The organism is Terrabacter sp. GCM10028922, assembly GCF_042666095.1.
Classification (GTDB): domain Bacteria; phylum Actinomycetota; class Actinomycetes; order Actinomycetales; family Dermatophilaceae; genus Terrabacter.
The window spans coordinates 32934-48757 of record NZ_JBHTFG010000014.1 but is presented as its reverse complement, the minus strand read 5'-3'; the positions used below and the strand labels follow the sequence as shown (position 1 = coordinate 48757).

General features: G+C 69.1%; 17 protein-coding genes and 1 pseudogene. 15 read left to right on the top strand and 3 right to left on the bottom strand.

Annotated features, from left to right (window positions below):
- The first annotated feature begins 25 nt into the window (after positions 1–25).
- From ACFQU3_RS13965 to ACFQU3_RS13950, 4 genes and pseudogenes are all read left to right on the top strand, one after another.
- The gene (locus ACFQU3_RS13965; RefSeq protein ID WP_385910737.1) at positions 26–766 is read left to right on the top strand and encodes an SDR family oxidoreductase; all 741 of its coding nucleotides are present in this window, start codon (positions 26–28) and stop codon (positions 764–766) included.
- A 62-nt stretch (positions 767–828) separates the two neighbouring features.
- Positions 829–981 (top strand): annotated as a pseudogene (locus ACFQU3_RS13960) (hypothetical protein); the annotation flags it as partial.
- A 36-nt stretch (positions 982–1017) separates the two neighbouring features.
- Entirely contained in the window at positions 1018–1428 is a 411-nt protein-coding gene (locus tag ACFQU3_RS13955) for a hypothetical protein (RefSeq protein ID WP_385911076.1), read from the top strand.
- Positions 1425–1787 carry a hypothetical protein gene (locus ACFQU3_RS13950; RefSeq protein WP_385910735.1) on the top strand — a complete coding sequence of 121 codons (363 nt, stop codon included), beginning with the start codon at positions 1425–1427 and terminating at the stop codon, positions 1785–1787. The genes ACFQU3_RS13955 and ACFQU3_RS13950 overlap by 4 nt, the downstream gene beginning before the upstream one ends.
- A gap of 77 nt (positions 1788–1864) precedes the next feature.
- Here ACFQU3_RS13950 and ACFQU3_RS13945 read toward each other — a convergent pair whose 3' ends face one another.
- Positions 1865–2299 (bottom strand): hypothetical protein, encoded by a 435-nt coding sequence (locus ACFQU3_RS13945; RefSeq protein ID WP_385910733.1) that lies wholly within the window; start codon positions 2297–2299, stop codon positions 1865–1867.
- Positions 2300–2515: 216 nt separating this feature from the next.
- Here ACFQU3_RS13945 and ACFQU3_RS13940 point away from each other — a divergent pair, with 216 nt between their 5' ends.
- Positions 2516–3256 (top strand): ANTAR domain-containing protein, encoded by a 741-nt coding sequence (locus tag ACFQU3_RS13940; RefSeq protein WP_385910731.1) that lies wholly within the window; start codon positions 2516–2518, stop codon positions 3254–3256.
- A gap of 334 nt (positions 3257–3590) precedes the next feature.
- On the opposite strand, the gene ACFQU3_RS13935 is transcribed toward ACFQU3_RS13940, so the two are convergent.
- Both ACFQU3_RS13935 and ACFQU3_RS13930 read right to left on the bottom strand, forming a co-directional pair.
- Positions 3591–4073, bottom strand: coding sequence for a hypothetical protein (locus tag ACFQU3_RS13935; RefSeq protein WP_385910729.1), 483 nt, complete (start codon positions 4071–4073; stop codon positions 3591–3593).
- A gap of 858 nt (positions 4074–4931) precedes the next feature.
- The gene (locus tag ACFQU3_RS13930) at positions 4932–5864 is read right to left on the bottom strand and encodes a hypothetical protein (RefSeq protein WP_385910727.1); all 933 of its coding nucleotides are present in this window, start codon (positions 5862–5864) and stop codon (positions 4932–4934) included.
- A gap of 1292 nt (positions 5865–7156) precedes the next feature.
- Here ACFQU3_RS13930 and ACFQU3_RS13925 point away from each other — a divergent pair.
- The 10 genes from ACFQU3_RS13925 (at position 7157) to xerC (ending at position 15807) form a co-directional block, all read left to right on the top strand.
- Complete coding sequence (locus ACFQU3_RS13925; protein WP_385910725.1) at positions 7157–7492, top strand: hypothetical protein; 336 nt, start codon at positions 7157–7159, stop codon at positions 7490–7492.
- A gap of 471 nt (positions 7493–7963) precedes the next feature.
- Positions 7964–9190 (top strand): helix-turn-helix domain-containing protein, encoded by a 1227-nt coding sequence (locus ACFQU3_RS13920; RefSeq protein WP_385910723.1) that lies wholly within the window; start codon positions 7964–7966, stop codon positions 9188–9190.
- On the top strand, positions 9187–9726 hold the full coding sequence (locus ACFQU3_RS13915) for a flavoprotein (RefSeq protein ID WP_385910721.1): 540 nt from the start codon (positions 9187–9189) through the stop codon (positions 9724–9726). The genes ACFQU3_RS13920 and ACFQU3_RS13915 overlap by 4 nt, the downstream gene beginning before the upstream one ends.
- A gap of 123 nt (positions 9727–9849) precedes the next feature.
- The gene (locus ACFQU3_RS13910) at positions 9850–10263 is read left to right on the top strand and encodes a hypothetical protein (protein WP_385910719.1); all 414 of its coding nucleotides are present in this window, start codon (positions 9850–9852) and stop codon (positions 10261–10263) included.
- Positions 10263–11924 carry an FtsK/SpoIIIE domain-containing protein gene (locus ACFQU3_RS13905; protein ID WP_385910718.1) on the top strand — a complete coding sequence of 554 codons (1662 nt, stop codon included), beginning with the start codon at positions 10263–10265 and terminating at the stop codon, positions 11922–11924. Before ACFQU3_RS13910 ends, ACFQU3_RS13905 begins: the two co-directional genes overlap by 1 nt.
- Positions 11921–12352 (top strand): WhiB family transcriptional regulator, encoded by a 432-nt coding sequence (locus ACFQU3_RS13900; protein ID WP_385910716.1) that lies wholly within the window; start codon positions 11921–11923, stop codon positions 12350–12352. The genes ACFQU3_RS13905 and ACFQU3_RS13900 overlap by 4 nt, the downstream gene beginning before the upstream one ends.
- An 89-nt stretch (positions 12353–12441) precedes the next feature.
- Positions 12442–12741 (top strand): WhiB family transcriptional regulator, encoded by a 300-nt coding sequence (locus ACFQU3_RS13895; protein ID WP_385910714.1) that lies wholly within the window; start codon positions 12442–12444, stop codon positions 12739–12741.
- Positions 12738–14363, top strand: coding sequence for a replication initiator (locus ACFQU3_RS13890; protein ID WP_385910712.1), 1626 nt, complete (start codon positions 12738–12740; stop codon positions 14361–14363). The genes ACFQU3_RS13895 and ACFQU3_RS13890 overlap by 4 nt, the downstream gene beginning before the upstream one ends.
- Positions 14360–14569 (top strand): excisionase family DNA-binding protein, encoded by a 210-nt coding sequence (locus ACFQU3_RS13885; RefSeq protein WP_385910710.1) that lies wholly within the window; start codon positions 14360–14362, stop codon positions 14567–14569. The genes ACFQU3_RS13890 and ACFQU3_RS13885 overlap by 4 nt, the downstream gene beginning before the upstream one ends.
- Complete coding sequence (gene xerC, locus ACFQU3_RS13880) at positions 14566–15807, top strand: tyrosine recombinase XerC (protein ID WP_385910708.1); 1242 nt, start codon at positions 14566–14568, stop codon at positions 15805–15807. The genes ACFQU3_RS13885 and xerC overlap by 4 nt, the downstream gene beginning before the upstream one ends.
- Positions 15808–15824 lie beyond the last annotated feature (17 nt).

Here is a 15824-nt window from a genome sequence, read left to right as displayed (position 1 = left end):
CGCCCGTCTGCAGGAGAGGACTCTCATGAAGATCGTGGTCATCGGCGGCACCGGGCTGATCGGGTCGAAGCTCGTCAGGCGCTTCGAGGCGCACGGGCACGAGGCAGTCGCCGCATCGCCCAACACCGGCGTGAACACGCTGACCGGAGAAGGGCTGGCCGATGCCGTGACGGGCGCGGCCGTGGTCGTCGACGTGTCGAACTCCCCGTCGTTCGAGCCCGCCGCCGTGCTGGAGTTCTTCGAGACCTCCACGGGCAACCTGCTGGCCGCAGAGGAGGCGGCGGGCGTCGGCCACCACGTGGCCCTGTCGATCGTCGGCACCGAACGGTTCGCCGAGAACGGCTACTTCCGTGCCAAGATCGCCCAGGAGCGGCTCATCGAGAAGTCCGGGATCCCGTACTCGCTCGTGCACGCCACGCAGTTCTACGAGTTCGTCCCGGCCATCGCCGACGCGTCGGCCGACGGGTCGACGGTGCGCATGGCCGCCGCTGACTTCCAGCCGATCGCGGGAGACGACGTGGCCGATGCGGTCGCTCGAACCGCCGTCGGTGAGCCGCTCAACGGCCGCGTCGAGATCGCCGGGCCCGACCGGTACCGGATGGACGAGTTCTTCCGCCAGGCCCTCGCCGCCCGGAAGGACCCCCGGACCGTGGTGACGGACCCACATGCGCGGTACTTCGGCTCGGAGCTGGGCGTCGACAGCTTGGTTCCGCTCGCTGCTGCGACGCTCGGACGGATCCACTTCACCGACTGGCACCAGTTATGAGCCGTGCGGAGCGGCGCAGGCTGTGACGGCGACGGGTGGCGGATCCGTGGACGACCTCGAGGATGCGACCGAGGCGTTCGCGCAGCTGCGGCCGCGGTTGTTCGGGATCGCCTACCGGATGTTGGGGAGCGTGGCCGAGGCGGAGGACCGCCAACGAACGCGCCGCCTACGTCCTGCGTGAGGCATTCGACTACCCGTACACGCAGATCGCGGACATCCTCCAGCTCACGGAGCCGGCAGTCCGCCAGCTCGTGAGCCGGGCCCGCCGTCGGGTGACCGGTGAGCGCAAGGTACCCGTCGGCACGGTCGAGCAGCGTCGCCTGCTTGACGCCTTCGTCAGCGCGGCGAGGTCGGGTGACCTCGCCGCGCTCGAGGAGCTGTTCGCCGCGGACGTGACGAGCTGCTCCGACGGCGGAGGGGTCGTCCGCGCGTCGCGCTTCGCGGTGCACGGTGCGACCCGAGTGGCGAGGTACGTCCGGGCCTTCAAGGATCGGTTCTGGGTGGGCATCGAGGTGGAGGCCGGCGCCGTCAACGGGCAGCCGGCGGCCTTGCTGCGTCGCCAAGGCGCGCTGGAGGTGGTGGTGGTGATCAACGCGTCCGACGACGGCATCGAGCGGATCCACTGGCTGATGAACCCGCACAAGCTGGCCGCGCTGTCGTGACCGTGGACGAGCTCGCCCGAGCGGTCGCGGCGTGTGACGCGGCGGCGGTGGCTCGGCTGCTTGCTTCCGACGTGGTGCTGGTCAGCGACGGCGGCGGTCGGGTCGTCACGCCGCTGCGCCCGGTCCGTGGGGTGACGGTCGCCGCCAGGTTGGTGACGGCGCTCGGCACCTCGGGCGCCGTGCCGACCGTCGAGCAGGTCAATGGTCGGCCGGGTGTCGTGCTCCGCCGCGACGGGCGGGCCGAAGCCGTCATCGCGGTTGCCCTCGCTGACGCGCAGGTCATCCGGATCTGGCTCGTGCTCAACCCGGACAAGCTCACGCGCTGGCACGTCGTCACCCCGGGGCAGTCCTCCGGCTGAAGGTGGCGCACCGTGACGTCCGGCGGTTTCTGCACGCCGGCCGTCCACCAGGCCGGCGTGCGGCGAGACTTCACAGGTCAGTGCGCATGCGGGGCGGGCTGATGGTCGGCGAGGATCTCGAGGCGAAGTCCCGCGAGGCCGAGGGCTACGAGCAGCGCCGACGGCAGGAGGAGGGGAGAGCGCCACGGCTCGAAGGCGCCGTAGCCCTGCACGGCGACAACCAAGCCCGCGACCATGGCAACCCCGACGACGAGTTCGACGATGCCGAGGCTCAGCGACAGACCGTGGCGGTCCTCAGGTGCACGTCGCAGAACCATGATCGCCGTGTACGTGAAGACCGCTGCGGCCAGCGCGACCAACAGTCCCAGCGGGAGCAGCACACCGCCCAGCTCGGCGCGCCGGTCTGAACCAGCGACGATCAGCACGCCGGCGACGACGAGTGCCGCCGCACCGACGAGCAGGTGGCCGAGGCTGATGATGCTTCGTGCGGCGCCACCGGGCCGCGTTTCCATGGGGCATGGAAGCACACGACGCAGGTGGCCCGCCTGAGCACCGGTACCTGCCGAGGGGACATCGGTCTCCTGGACCGTCGGGATCCCATGCTCTTCGTCGGGGGTTGGGCAGCCAGGGGCAAGCATGCGCGCCTCGTCGCCGCCCCTTCGCGCGTCGTGAGCGCATACTTGAGACATCCCGCTTGACTCGTGAACAACCGAACAGATCGGTCGGCCATGGCAGAAGCCGTACAGGCCCAACAGGTCGTTGATCAGCTCGGTGTCGTTGCGGATGCGTTCACCGAGATCGGTGACCGGGTGAACGAAGCGACCGTCGGGTCGACGTACCAGGCGATCGTCGATGTGGCTCTACACCGTGTCCCTGGGGCAGCCGCTTCCAGCATCACGCGAGTGAACCACGCCACGTTCCAGACGGTGGCCGCGAGCAGCGAGATCGCGCTACAGGCCGACCAGATCCAGTACGAGCTGGGCACCGGGCCGTGCATCGACGCGATCGTGGACCGGACGACCTACCGTCCGCGAGACCTCACGACCGACCGGCGCTGGCCGGAGTACGGCCGTCGAGTCGCCGCTCTGGGCGTGCGCAGCATGTTGTCGTACCGGATGGACATCGGTCCCGGCCTCCTCGGGGGACTCAACGTCTACTCCGACCGGGTCGACGCCTTCGATGACGCCGCGGCCGCCATCGGGCTGCTCCTTGCCACGCACGGCGCGATCGCCGCCTCAGCCGTCGCCCACCGGACCCACGCAGAGCAGCTCGAGCACGCCCTTGCCTCGAACCGGAAGATCGGCATGGCGATAGGCATCCTCATGGCGACGCACAAGGTCACGGACAAGCAGGCGTTCGACCTGCTCCGCATCGCGAGCCAGAACACCAACCGCAAGCTCCGCCACGTTGCCGCCGACGTGATCGAGGTAGGCACCCTCGACGTGGTGTCCCCGCTTCGAGACACCTAGACCGCGGGCCAGTCTGCGGAATCGCCCGAGTTAGCGCGGGTCTCCCCATCCCGGGGGGCCGCGCTTCTTCGCGCCGGAGGCACGCTCGAAGCCAGTAGAAAGTCCTCACCCCACAACGGTGAACCCAGGTGTCCTGTCTCGGGTGATGATGACAGTCGTCTGTCAGCCGACTGACGTGACCGAGCCGTGTCGTTGGTTCGCGCGTCCAAGGCCGTATGCCGCAGACCCGGGGGAGGGACCGTGCGACATACGGCTGCTGGGGTGTGTTGCGGTCACGGCCCGGGACGCCAGCCCGACGAACAGCCGCTCGCCGGACGGACGCCGACCGTGGTGCTCAGACGTCGAAGAAAGTCCGCGAGATGCCGCTCACAGAGACCGAGGTCCCGTTCGTGGTGTCGGTCAGGACGATGTTGGAGTAGGAGACCGACGCGAGGACGAGCCGCTGCCCGCCCGGGCACGAGAAGTCGCCGGCCGAGATCGGGCCGGCCGAAAGGCTGGCCTGGACGCGACCGTTCTTCGCCTCGAAGCTGCCCGTGGCGCTGACGTCGCCGTTGACGGTCTCCTTGTTCGCGGCCTGCGGGTGGTTGCCGCCGCCGTTGATGCACGCATACACGGCAGTGGAGTCGGCCGTGAGGGTGTAGTCGATGTCTCCTTCACCGAGTCCACGCTCGTCGAAGGCAACGACAAGGGCGCCCGAGTTGGCCACGGACGCGCTGACCGAGTGGAACTTGGCTGCGACGGCGGACGCCGGGCTGGCCATGACTAGTGCCGCGACGAAGGCGATGATCGCGACGAGGACGGACTTCGTTATCTTCATGGTGGTGCTTCTTTCCCTGGTGGAGGTGCCCGAGTCCGACTCGGGCCTGACGCGATCGCGGTCAGGGTTGGCCGTGTCGCGCGTGAGAGGGCCGGAAGGCGTGTGTTGGAGGACCCGCATCACTACGGTGCGGAGGGACCCACCGACCGGTGGTCCGGTGCGTGCCGCCTCGACCCCCGAGTACTTCACGAGGCAGCCCGGCTCTGGCTCATCGGACCTGCTGATGGCTACCCAACTGACGACGCTAGAGCCGCTCGGCCCCCGCCGCTGAGGAACGCAGGAAGTCGTCCGTTATACGCCACAACTGGCTGCTGGAGTCCTGAAACGCCTTGTAAGATAAGCCAATTCCCAAAATATGAGGATGTGTGGGCTCAATCCCGCCTCTGCAGGATCCGCGCACAGGACTTCGTGGCGAGCGCGGCACCTCCCCGCGGGTCGCCACCGGTCGGTCCGAGCGGGAGGACACCAGAACGCGAAGGTCGCGCCGGACCTTGGCACTGCTATCCCGGCGGGCGAGGCGCTTCGCCGTCGACGGGCGATGGACAACGACAGCCACTCAGTCAGTCAATCAGCGACGGCAAAGGCCCCCTGCCTGTGACTGGCAGGGGGCCTTTGACCTGCGAAAACGCTGGTCGGGGTGACAGGATTTGAACCTGCGACCTCTTCGTCCCGAACTCCACGACCAGCCCGCGCCTGCTGTCGGCGCGTGCTCGCTGGGCCCGTCGAAGACCGATTCGTCCTGCCAATGCTCGCCGTCGTTGCTGTACTTCTTGGCTGTACAACACCTGATCCGTAAGGCCGTTCTCTGTGTCCAGAAGCGTCGTTGTCGGCTCATCCAAGCATGACCGCCTGAGGTGGCTATGAGTCGAGCTTCAGGTTGTTCCGCCTGCTGAGGAAGTACTCACGTCGCTTGATCTGGACCAAGCCGTCTATGGCGGAGTGTCCAGATAGATCAGATCTGGGTCCGTCCGATAGCCGCCACAGTCCGTCTTGTTGCGGGACGGGTGTCAACGGCGTGCCTCCTATCAGGACATCCCATCTATCCATCACGGCCTCGTCGTCGTCCTCCACATAGGTGACGCTCGCCGCCGTCTCGGGACCTGGATCTCCCGCGCGACGGCCCTCAGCGATCATGACCCACTCAGCAACGGTTCGCGTGGCCAACGCGAAGAAGTCCTCACTCGCATTGGGTGACACTTCCGCGGCGGCCGGCGGAGCCTTCTGCTCGTTCCAACCGGCCGGCACGATCCCCTCCAAGAGGAGCGTGACGGGCCAGCTCGCGTGATTCGTGATGGACAGGTGCAGGCGCGCCTGAATCCGGGAGGAACCATCCCGAGGCAGGTGGTACTCGTGGCCGGGCGGCAGCGGTTGGGCTTCTCCAAAGTCGGACGGTTCATAGGGCGGCCAAAGGATGTCTTGCGCTCGCGTCACGGTGATGTGGGGAGCACGAGCGTCAAGCCGAGCCTTCACGGCCTCCCCCATCATGCGCTTGCTCACGATTGTGGCCGCTGCGGTTTCCTCTACAGCTCGCCGCGTGAAGTAGGTCTGGGCTGCTACGACAATGGCTGCGGCGCAGCTGCCGATGGCCGAGAGTGCCGTGGCAACGGCCATGAAGAGCTCGACGTCGCTGCGGGCCGCCCAGGCGAGCACGATGATGTAGGAGACCAGGAAGACCCCAGCTGCGATCACTAGACTTCGTCGCCCGTTGCTCATGGCGGCAGGGTAGATGCTGTGGCAGTGGCGACCGGTCATCTGGCGCGATTCCCGCGCCTGGATGTCGCGCGTCGTCATCCAAGTTCAACGTCCTTTGCCCCCCGGGCTGGTGGAAAGGCGGTCAGGGAGAGCCATCGACCCGATAGCGGAGCACAAGAGCCTGACGGAGTGGCCGGGTCAACGGTGGCCGGAGGCCATCACGTAGTGACGCGTGGCGCCGTTGACGCGGTCCGGAGTCGGGCGGATGCTCAAGCGTCGGGTCGGCGGCTCGGAGGTCAGTCGGCTGAGGGAGTGATGGGCAGTGTGCCCCCCGAGTGTCCGGCTGGCGTGGCCGGGGAGCGGCGGGGGTGCGCGAAGGCGCGCCAGCGCCGGAGCGCGGGGGTCCCTGCCGTGACCCGGCCATGTGCCAGCCGGCTGGCGCGGCGGAGCCGCGCCCTTGATCTCATAGAGCCCCATCCGGCAATGCAGCACGTGCCTGTGCCGTCCTGCGCCTAGGCTCGTGACGAGGAGGAGCTCTTCGCCGGGTCGCGCTCGATCAGTTCTCACGAATTGCCAGACCTGCCGACGTAGTCGCGGACGATGTGATTGGGTCGCGCGCAGAGACACTCCCCTTCCGTCTGAGCGAGCCCCAAACCAGGCTCCCGGCATGCCCCCCTACTTTGCTGGGAGCAGCGACGCTGCGCCTGGGGGGCGGGGCAGCGCTCGCCCGCCGGGCACGCGTGACCCTTCAGAGGTCGCCGTCGTTGTCTGGGTGAAGACGTTCACGGAACTCTCCTGCTCCGCTGAGCATTGCTCGCCCTGTTCGCGGGCTCGCCACCGTCCGGTTCCGTCCCCACCGGATCGGGCGGTGGCGCTGCCGGCGCACCCTCCGCGCCGGCAGCACCAATTCCCGCACCCGAACGGGAAACCCCGAACCGACCCCCCGATTCCCCCCGGTTAAGGCAACTCCCACGATGGCACGCGCTCACACGGTTTGGTATGGAATCGGTAAAATTTCTGGATCGAGCACAAGTGGGGTCTCGGGCGCTGGCTGACACCCGAGACCCCGGGATGCCGGTACCGCGGGGGAACGAACCGACATCATGCTGATGGTCGCATCGAGCGTCCGTCGTGTCCGGGTTTCGGCCTTTCGATTGTGCGTGTCCTCGTGGTGTGCGATTCTGCGCAGGCGTGTCCGCCGGATCCCCCTGATCTTGCGGGCACGCCCGCGTGACGGCCTCCCCCGACCGCTCCGCGAGGCGCCGGCCCGCCCCACCCCCCACCGGGGCGGGCCGGCGCCAGATCCGGCGCCCGCGACGACGTAGTCCACGAACGGGACCAAATGCTCGGTTCAGTCCCAAACGGACAGATCCGATGGGACAGTTCCACTCATGAAGTACCTGCTCTACTTCGTCGTCCTGGCCACGCCATCATGGGCCTCGTTCGACGACAAGGCCACCGTCTCAGTGGCAGCCGCCGTCACGGGCATCTACCTTGCGCTCGGCCTCTTCTTCGGACGCTCGGCGCCGGTCGCGGTCACCGGCCTCGCGTGGGCAGCCCTCTTTGCCGGTCTCGTCGGCCTCGTCGTCAGCACCGTTGTCGGGTTCACTCGAGGCGAGTGGGTCGGGATGGCGTACTCGACCGTGTCGATCCTGGCTGGCGTGCTCGTCCTCACCGCGCTGCGCCTGTTCCTCAACCCCGGCCGGAGCTTGATCGAACCCCGGTGACGCATCGGCCCCCGCTCTACTCCCATTCGAGGGGAGGAGCGGGGGTCAACACTTCCCCACGGGGGTTGTTGCCACTTCCCTCCGGGGGCTCCACGCACTCTCCCCGTACCCGACTCCTGGGCGACTAGACAGCCCCCGGTCCCTCCGGTCCAACCCCCACCGCGCGGGCCGCACGCCGTTTCCGGCCATGGTCTTCCCTTCCTGCGAACGCGTTAGAAGCGACGAGGACGGGGGAATGTGCAGAGTGGGTCACTCGCAGCGCAGCAGCGACCCCACCGCACCCCACACCTCGATTGCGCTCACAACCAATCGTGCGGGAGCGGCGAAAACCGAATAGCACTCCGTCGGCGGAGCAGCACCTCAGGACTGCCACGCCGACGCGAGGCCCGACCTTTCCTTTCCAGGGGTTCAGGTCGGGCCTCGTGCTACAGGCTCCCGGCCTTAGTCGTGGCTCTGCCATATCGTGGGGGCATGCGAGGAGCCGGTGACACGTTGACGGTAGGAGAGCGGATTGCCTTCTACCGTCGTCGGCGTGGGCTCACGCAGGCTGTGCTCGCCGGTTTGGTTGGCCGCTCTGAAGATTGGCTGAGCAAGATCGAACGCGGTGAGCGACCGCTGCGCCGCTTGGACGTCCTCGCGGACCTGGCCAAGTCGCTCCGAGTCACCGTCGGTGATCTTCTGGGCCAGCCGGTCCTGCTGGAGGACGAGGCGCAGCGGGATGATGACGTCCCCGCAGTCCGTGATGCGCTGATGGCTCCACGCCGACTGTCCCGGGTGCTGTACGCGGCCGAGCCGGCCACATCTGTGGATGCCGCCGGCACCGCCAAGATGGCTGAACATTGCTGGACCGACTTTCAGACTGGCCGGATCGGGCGAGTAGTCAGTGCCTTGCCGTCGATGATCACCGCCGCACAGGCGCTGGAGGACTCGGCGACGAGTTCGGCCCGGGACGGCTGGGCCGTGTCGGCCAGGGTGCACCACCTGGCCGCGTCGACGATGTCCAAGATCGGTGAGGCTGACCTCGCATGGATCGCTGCGGAGCGGGCAATGCACGCCGCTGATCAGTCCGACGATCCGCTCGTGCTGGCGTCCGCGGCGCGGTCGGGCACGCATGCGCTCCTATCGGTCGGGAGGTACGACGACGCGATGCAGCTCGGTCAGACTGCTGCTGCCTGGCTGGCGGGGCAGGTTAAGGCCGGGGACGAGGACGCGTTGAGCCTGCTTGGCATGCTCTTCCTCCGGTCGGCCACGGCTGCAGCTCGCCACCAGGACCGTGCTGAGACGCGGGACCTTCTCGTCCAGGCGGGCGCGGCCGCGGATCGGCTTGGGAGAGATGACAACCGCTGGCAGACGGGGTTCGGGCCCACTAACGTGCGGTTGCACAAGCTCTCGACCGCGCTCGACCTTGGCGACGTCTCTGAGGTGGTCGAGCGCGGCCAGTCGATTTCAGTTGAGGAGCTGCCGGTCGAGCGGGCTACTGCCTATCAGATCGACCGAGCCCGGGCGCTGAGTTACGTTGCTCGCGACGAGGAGGCGATGACCACGCTGCTCGACGCGGAGAAGCGGGCCCCGCAGCTCGTACGGCACAGCGCGGCGGTGCGGGAGACGGTGCGCACCATGTACCGCAGGACCCCGGCAACGTCGCAGCGGGCCGAGCCTATGCGGTCACTGGCGACTCGTTGCCGGGCTGTCGAGTGAGCAGCATTGCGCTGGTCGCGGGTGCCGCCGGCGGCGTTGAAGCGATCGGCCCCGAACTGGTCAAGCCACTCGTCGAGCGCGGCCACGTCGTTGGCGTAACGCTGACGCCGAGCGCGGCCACATGGCTGGAAGCGTCCGGACTCATCGAGGAACTCGAGAGGCTAACGGGTCTCCCGGTGAGGTCGGCTCCGCGGCTCCCCTCGGAGGCGAGCCCGCACCCCAAGCCGGACGTCTACGTCGGGGCCCCGCTGTCGGCCAGCAGCGTCGCCAAACTCGCCCTCGGCATCGCCGACAACCAGGCGCTCACGTCACTCTGTGAGAACGTCGCGACCACCCCGATGGTGGTCTTCCCCCGCGTCAACGCCGCGCACTCGCGCCAGCCGGCGTGGTCAGCCCACATCGCTGCGTTGCGTTCTGTAGGAGTGCGCCTGGTGTATGGCGAGGACGTGTGGCCGCTCGCCGAACCGCGCGTCGCCGCACCGAATCGAGCCCTGCCCTGGGCGGCGATCATCGAGGCGACTGAGGCCGCCCTGTAGTCGCGCAAGCGCCGCCTTGAAGCAACCCGGACAGTTTGTCCGGGTTGTTCTCTATGCGCGCCCTTCTGATGGTTCTAGACCCCCGACACGCGGGTTCACTGAAACCGGAAGAAGGAAGATCAGATGTCGTTCTACGCGGTGGACAGCAAGCGCCAGAAGATGGTCACGACGAGCATCGTCAACGAGGTCAAGGAGTGGGAGGAGCGGGACGGTCGGCGTCGCCCGAGCGAGACGCAGGCTCGGGATGAGGCGACCGGGATGCCGCTGTGGCAGATCGAGGTCGTCTACCGGCAGACGTCGTTCGGTCGCGAGTCGATGGTCACGGGCGTGGTCGAGGTCGGCTGCCCGCACCGTCCGGTGGTGGCGGAGTTCGCGCCGGTCGAGTTTGTCGATCTGACGGTCGAGGCTCGGGTAAATAGGGCGGGGGCGTTGACGGAGATGTGGCGTGCGGACCGGCTGCTCGATGAGGGCAAGCCCGCGGCTGCGCCGTCGGGTCAGTCGGCTGGCGGGTCGGCTGCGTCGAAGGGGGCGGCCTGATGAACCGGGTGCCCGCTCACGTGTGGGCGGTGGTCTGGGGTGTCGTTCGGTGGACCTGGCGGCACCTGCGCTGGACCGTCCTCGTCGCCGCCGTGGCGTTCGGGATCCGGCTGCTTCCGGATGGTCAGCCTGCCGCGATCCGCCTGCTGGTCCTCGGCTGGTGGGTCCCGGCGGTGGTCGCGTCGGTGTGGGCACACCTGTCGCCTGGCACCTATGAGCGGCTCGTGGCTGGTCCGGCGGCTCGGGCGTCGTGGCTGTGGTGGGCGCGCCGCCGCTGGCCGCACCTGGCGCGGGAGTGTGGCCTGTCGGTCCACCGGGACCAGCGGCCCTCCGTGGTGGACCAGGTCGTCGCGGAGGTCGCCAAGAAGCCGGCACCGCCGGCGCGGAAGGTGTGGGTGCACCCGCGGCTCTGCTCGGCCACCGCGAAGGGCGTGACGCTCACGGTCACGGTCCAGGCCCGGACGGGGCAGACGGTCGACGACCTCGAGCACGCCGCCCCGGCCCTCGCCGCCGCCGCATCCGCCCGCTCCTTCCGGTTCCGGGCCCTGTCGCCCTCGACGGGAGAGTACGTGCTCGTCATGGCCGACCGGCTCGGCGCCACCCGCGACGCCACCGCCCCCACCGCGAGCAGTGGCCACGTGCAGGCCGACGTGTGGGTCGACGCGGTCCCAGTGGGTCGACGCCAGGACGGCACCCCGTGGCTGCTGCCGGTCACCGGGCGGCACACCCTCGTCGTCGGCTGCTCCGGCTCCGGCAAGGGGTCGATCTTCTGGGGCGTCTGCGGCGGCCTCGCCCCTGCCGTCACCGCCGGGCTGGTCCGGCTCTGGGGCGTTGACCTCAAACGCGGCGTCGAGGTCGGCATGGGCCGTGGCCTGTTCTCCGAGGTCGCCACCACGCCGGGGCAGGCGGTCGAGGTTCTGACCCGGCTGCTGACGGTGGTGGACGAGCGCGGCCGCCGGATGGCCGGCACCTCCCGCCTGCACCAGCCCACCACCGCGGACCCGCTGCACGTGCTCGCCATCGACGAGCTCGCCGTCCTAACCGCGTATTCGGACCCCGAGACCCGCAAGGACGCGTCCCGGCTGCTCGCCGAGGTCCTCACCCAAGGCCGGGCCCTCGGCGTGGTCGTGCTGGCGTGTGTGCAGGACCCGCGCAAGGAAGTCATCGGCCTACGGGGCCTGTTCACCCAGACCATCGCCCTGCGGCTGCGCTCGGCCGACGAGACCCGGATGGTCCTGGGCGACGGGACCGCCGCCACCGCCCCCGCCCACCGCATCTCCCCGGCCGCGCCCGGCACAGCGTGGGTCATCGAGGAAGACGGCAGCGCCGACCGGGTCCGCGCCGACTTCTGGCCCGACACCCTCGTCCGCGACGTCGCCACCCGGCACCGCGCACGCCACATGACCGCCGCGCCGGCTGACGCAACCGAGCCGGTCGACCTCGGCCACGTCAACGCGATCCCGTACGTCCCCTCGACCGCCGAGGACTCGGGCGACTTTGTCGAACCGGACCAGCCCGGCGGTGACGGCCGGGGCCATCGTCAGCGGACACCGCGCAAACCGAGGCAGCCGCGCGCCAGGACGTCCGTGTCCGCGTCGTCGTCCTCGTCGGCGGCGACGTCGAGTGGTGGCTCGTCCGAGGTGGGCGGTGATACGGCATGAACCGCGACACTCCCAGCTCTGAGCAGCCGTGGGGTCGTCCCCGCCCGTGGGTCGACCGCACCGGAGGGCCCACCCTGCCCGAGCTGGACATGGACCGGTGGCACGACGAAGGGCTGTGCCGCACCGGGCCGGTGGACTGGTGGCTCTCCGACGAGCCCGCCGACACTGTCCCCGGTGTCGAGGTGTGCCAGGAGTGCCCGGTCCGGCGGCTCTGCCTCGCCTCCGCGCTCGTTTTCGGCGACCAGTGGACCGTCTACGGCGGCACCACCCCGCCTCAGCGCCGCGCCCTGACCCGGCGGCTGCGCCGCGGTGAGACCCTCGGCACCGTCCTCGCTGACACCCTCGGCTACACCAACACTAACGCCGACACCGGTGATGCCACCCTCCGCCGCTCGCAGGCGCGCACGGATGTCGGTGAGGTCGCATGAGCGCCCTGTCGCGATCGGCTCGGTGGGCCGCACTGGAAGCCGTGTGGTGTGAGGCCGCGCAGGCTGCAGCTCGAGGTCCGCTCTGTGGCGTGCCGTGGCAGTCGCTCGGGTCGTGCGGCGCCAGGACCGATCTGCCGTGGATCGGCGAGCCGGAGGAGGTCGGCCCGTGGGATGCCGAGTCGATGCGCTCGGTCTGCCGGGCCTGCCCCGTCCTCGCCGAGTGCGCCGCCTACGTCGATGACGCGAACGTGTGCGCGGGCTGGTGGGCTGGCACCCACCGCGATCCCGCCTACGTCGCGCCCGTTCGCCCGGGCTGGGTCAGGGCCCCTGGCGCCAGCGAGGCCGCGCCAGCGTGGCAGGGCGTCTTGCCGCTTGGTGGTGTCGCATGACACGCGAGCGGCGCCTGCCCAGCCGGAGCCATCAGGGCGTCACCACGGACATGGCTGTCGCTGCCGCCCAAGGCACGGGTGTCTGCATCCGGCCGCTGTTGCGCAAGGTCACAGACCGGGCCACCGGATCCGTATACACGGTGCCGCTGCCGTGCGGATCCACCCGGGAGACGGTCTGCCAGCCCTGCGCGGAGAAGGCCCGCCGGCTGCGGATGCACCAGTGCCGCGAGGGCTGGCACCTCACCGAGGACCCACCCCGCCCCGATCCCGCCCCAGACGAGGAGCAAGACGAGGACGAGGACGAGCAGCTCGACGACGATGCCGACCCTGAGGCCGAGGAGACCGGGTCCCGGCGGGTGCGCTCGACCCGGCACCTGCCCGGCTTCCCCGACCTGCCCACGGTCCCGGTCGAGGACCGCACCATCGGAACCGCGTTCACCGACGAGAAGACCGGCCGCACCTACCGGCCCTCGATGTTCCTCACCTTCACGCTGCCCTCGTACGGCAAGGTCATCCCCGGCACCGGCGTCCCCCGCAACCCGTCCAGCTACGACTACCGGCGCGCTGCCCTGGACGCGCTGCTCTTCCCGCGGCTGGTCGACCGGCTCTGGCAGAACCTGCGCCGCGCGGCCGGATACAAGGTGCAGTACTTCGCCGCCGTCGAACCCCAGCGCCGGCTCGCCCCGCATCTGCACGCCGCGGTCCGTGGCGCGATCCCGCGATCGACGATCAAGGCTGTCACCCGCGCGACCTACGCGGTGATCTGGTGGCCGCCCATCGACGAGGTTGTCTACGAGGGCGAACGCCTGCCCGGCTGGCATCCCGATCTCGGCGGCTACCTCGATCCTGACACCGGAGCGGCCCTGCCGACGTGGGATGAAGCCCTCGACCGGCTCGACCGCGACGGCGAGACCACGGAGCCGATGCACGTCATGCGGTTCGGCAGCCAGGTCGACATCAAAGGCCTGCTCGGCGGCACCCCGGACAGCGACCGCGCGGTCCGGTACCTGTGCAAATACCTGACCAAGTCCGTCTCCGAGACCTACGGCACACGCTCCGATGAGCCGGACCCCGCCGAGCCCGATCCGACAGCCCTCGCCTATGAGCGGCACATCGACCGGCTGCACAGCGAGGTCCGCTGGCTGCCGTGCTCCCCGGCGTGCGCGAACTGGATCCGCTACGGCATCCAGCCCAAGGACGCCGGCCCGGGACTCATCCCTGGCCAGTGCCCCTCCAAAGCGCACGACCGCGAGCACCTGGGCCTCGGCGGCCGCCGCGTCCTGGTCTCCCGGCAGTGGTCCCGCAAGACCCTCAGCCAACACCGCACCGACCGCGCCGCCGTCGTCCGCGAAGTCCTCAACGAGGCCGGCATCGACGCGCCCGAGGCGGCTGACCGGCTCGCGGCCGACGCGCTCCACGACGACGGACTGCCCCGCTTCGTCTGGGAAGACGTCCCAGTCCTCGAACGCGACTACACCACCGTTATCGCGCAATCACTCCGGCAAGCGCGGCGGTGGCGCGAACAGTACGAGCACGCCAAAACGATTACCGCACAGCGCGGCTCACCACCCGGAGGTCTTGTGGATAGTCATTCGGCAACGACAGGGAAGGGCATGACATGAGTACGACGACGAAGTTGGCTCGCAAGTGGCACACCGTGTCGGAGGTGGCACAGATGCTCGGATACGGCGAGACAAAGGTGCGGATGCTGATCATCCAGGGTGACCTCAAGTCGCTCAAGGACGGGCGTTCGCGTCGGGTGTTGCCGGAGTGGGTGGACGAGTATGTGGCGATGCGCGCGGCTCAAGCCCTGCAGGACGCCGCATGAGCGGCAAGAGGGTTCGCCAGAACGGTGAAGGCTCGATCTTCCCGTACCGCAACGGCTTCGGCGCGTACGTCTGGATCACGACCCCGGCTGGTCGACGGCAGCGAAAGTACGTGTACGGGAAGACACGTGAGGTCGTTCACGCCAAATGGGTCGCCCTCACCCAACAGGCGGCGCGAGGTCCGGTCCTGACCAAAGTGCCGACCGTCGGCCAGTACCTGCACCGTTGGCTGACCGAGACCGTGGCGCCCAACCTCGCGCCGCTCACGCACGCCACCTACGAGAGCCACGTGCGCAACTACATCGAACCCGGCCTGGGCAAGATCCGCATCGACCGTCTGCGGGTCAGCGATGTGCAGAGCTGGCTCAACGTTCTGCCCAGCCAATGCCAGTGCTGCACTCAGGGCAAGGACGCCCGTAGGGCTGAGCGCGCCCCGGCCACCGCTCGCTGCTGTGCCAAGGGTCAGTGCTGCCGCTCGTTCCCGTCCGCCCGCTCGATCAAGGATGTGCGAACCGTGCTCCGGTCGGCTCTGTCGAGCGCGATGCGCGACGAGTTGGTCGAGCGCAACGTCGCGGCCCTGGTCAAAACGCCACGGCAGCGCAGACGGAAGGTGGTGCCCTGGTCGAGTGACGAGGCACGGCGATTCCTCGAGTCGGCCCGCTCGGACGGCGATCCGCTCTATGCCGCGTACATCCTCGTTCTCGTCCTCGGGCTACGCAAGGGTGAGGTCCTCGGGCTCGCGTGGGATGCCGTCGACCTCGACGCCGGCGTCGTGATCGTCGACCACCAGCTACAACGAGTGCGGCGCGAGCTCCTCCGTCGCGAGACCAAGACCGAAGCCTCGGACGCCGACCTCCCGCTACCTCGTCTCGTCTCGACCGCGCTCCAGCTGCGGCGCGATGCCCAGGAAAAGGACCGGATGGAGGCGGGGGAGGCGTGGCGCGCCCTACCCGAGGGGCCACATCTGGTCTTCACTGGCCGGTTCGGGACGCCCGTCGACCCGCGCACGCTCAACCGCAAGTTCACCGAGCGATGCACCCTCGCGAGCGTTCGCCACCTCACCGTCCACGACGCGCGCCGCACCTGCGCGACGCTCCTCGTCGACCTTGACGTGCACCCGCGGGTCATCATGCGCATCCTGAGGCACGCCGACTTGTCGGTCACGATGGAGGTCTATGCCAAGGCGAGTTCGGCGGCCACCACGGAAGCGCTGCGACGGCTCGGGGACAGCCTGGAATGAGCCCTACTGCTGTACTT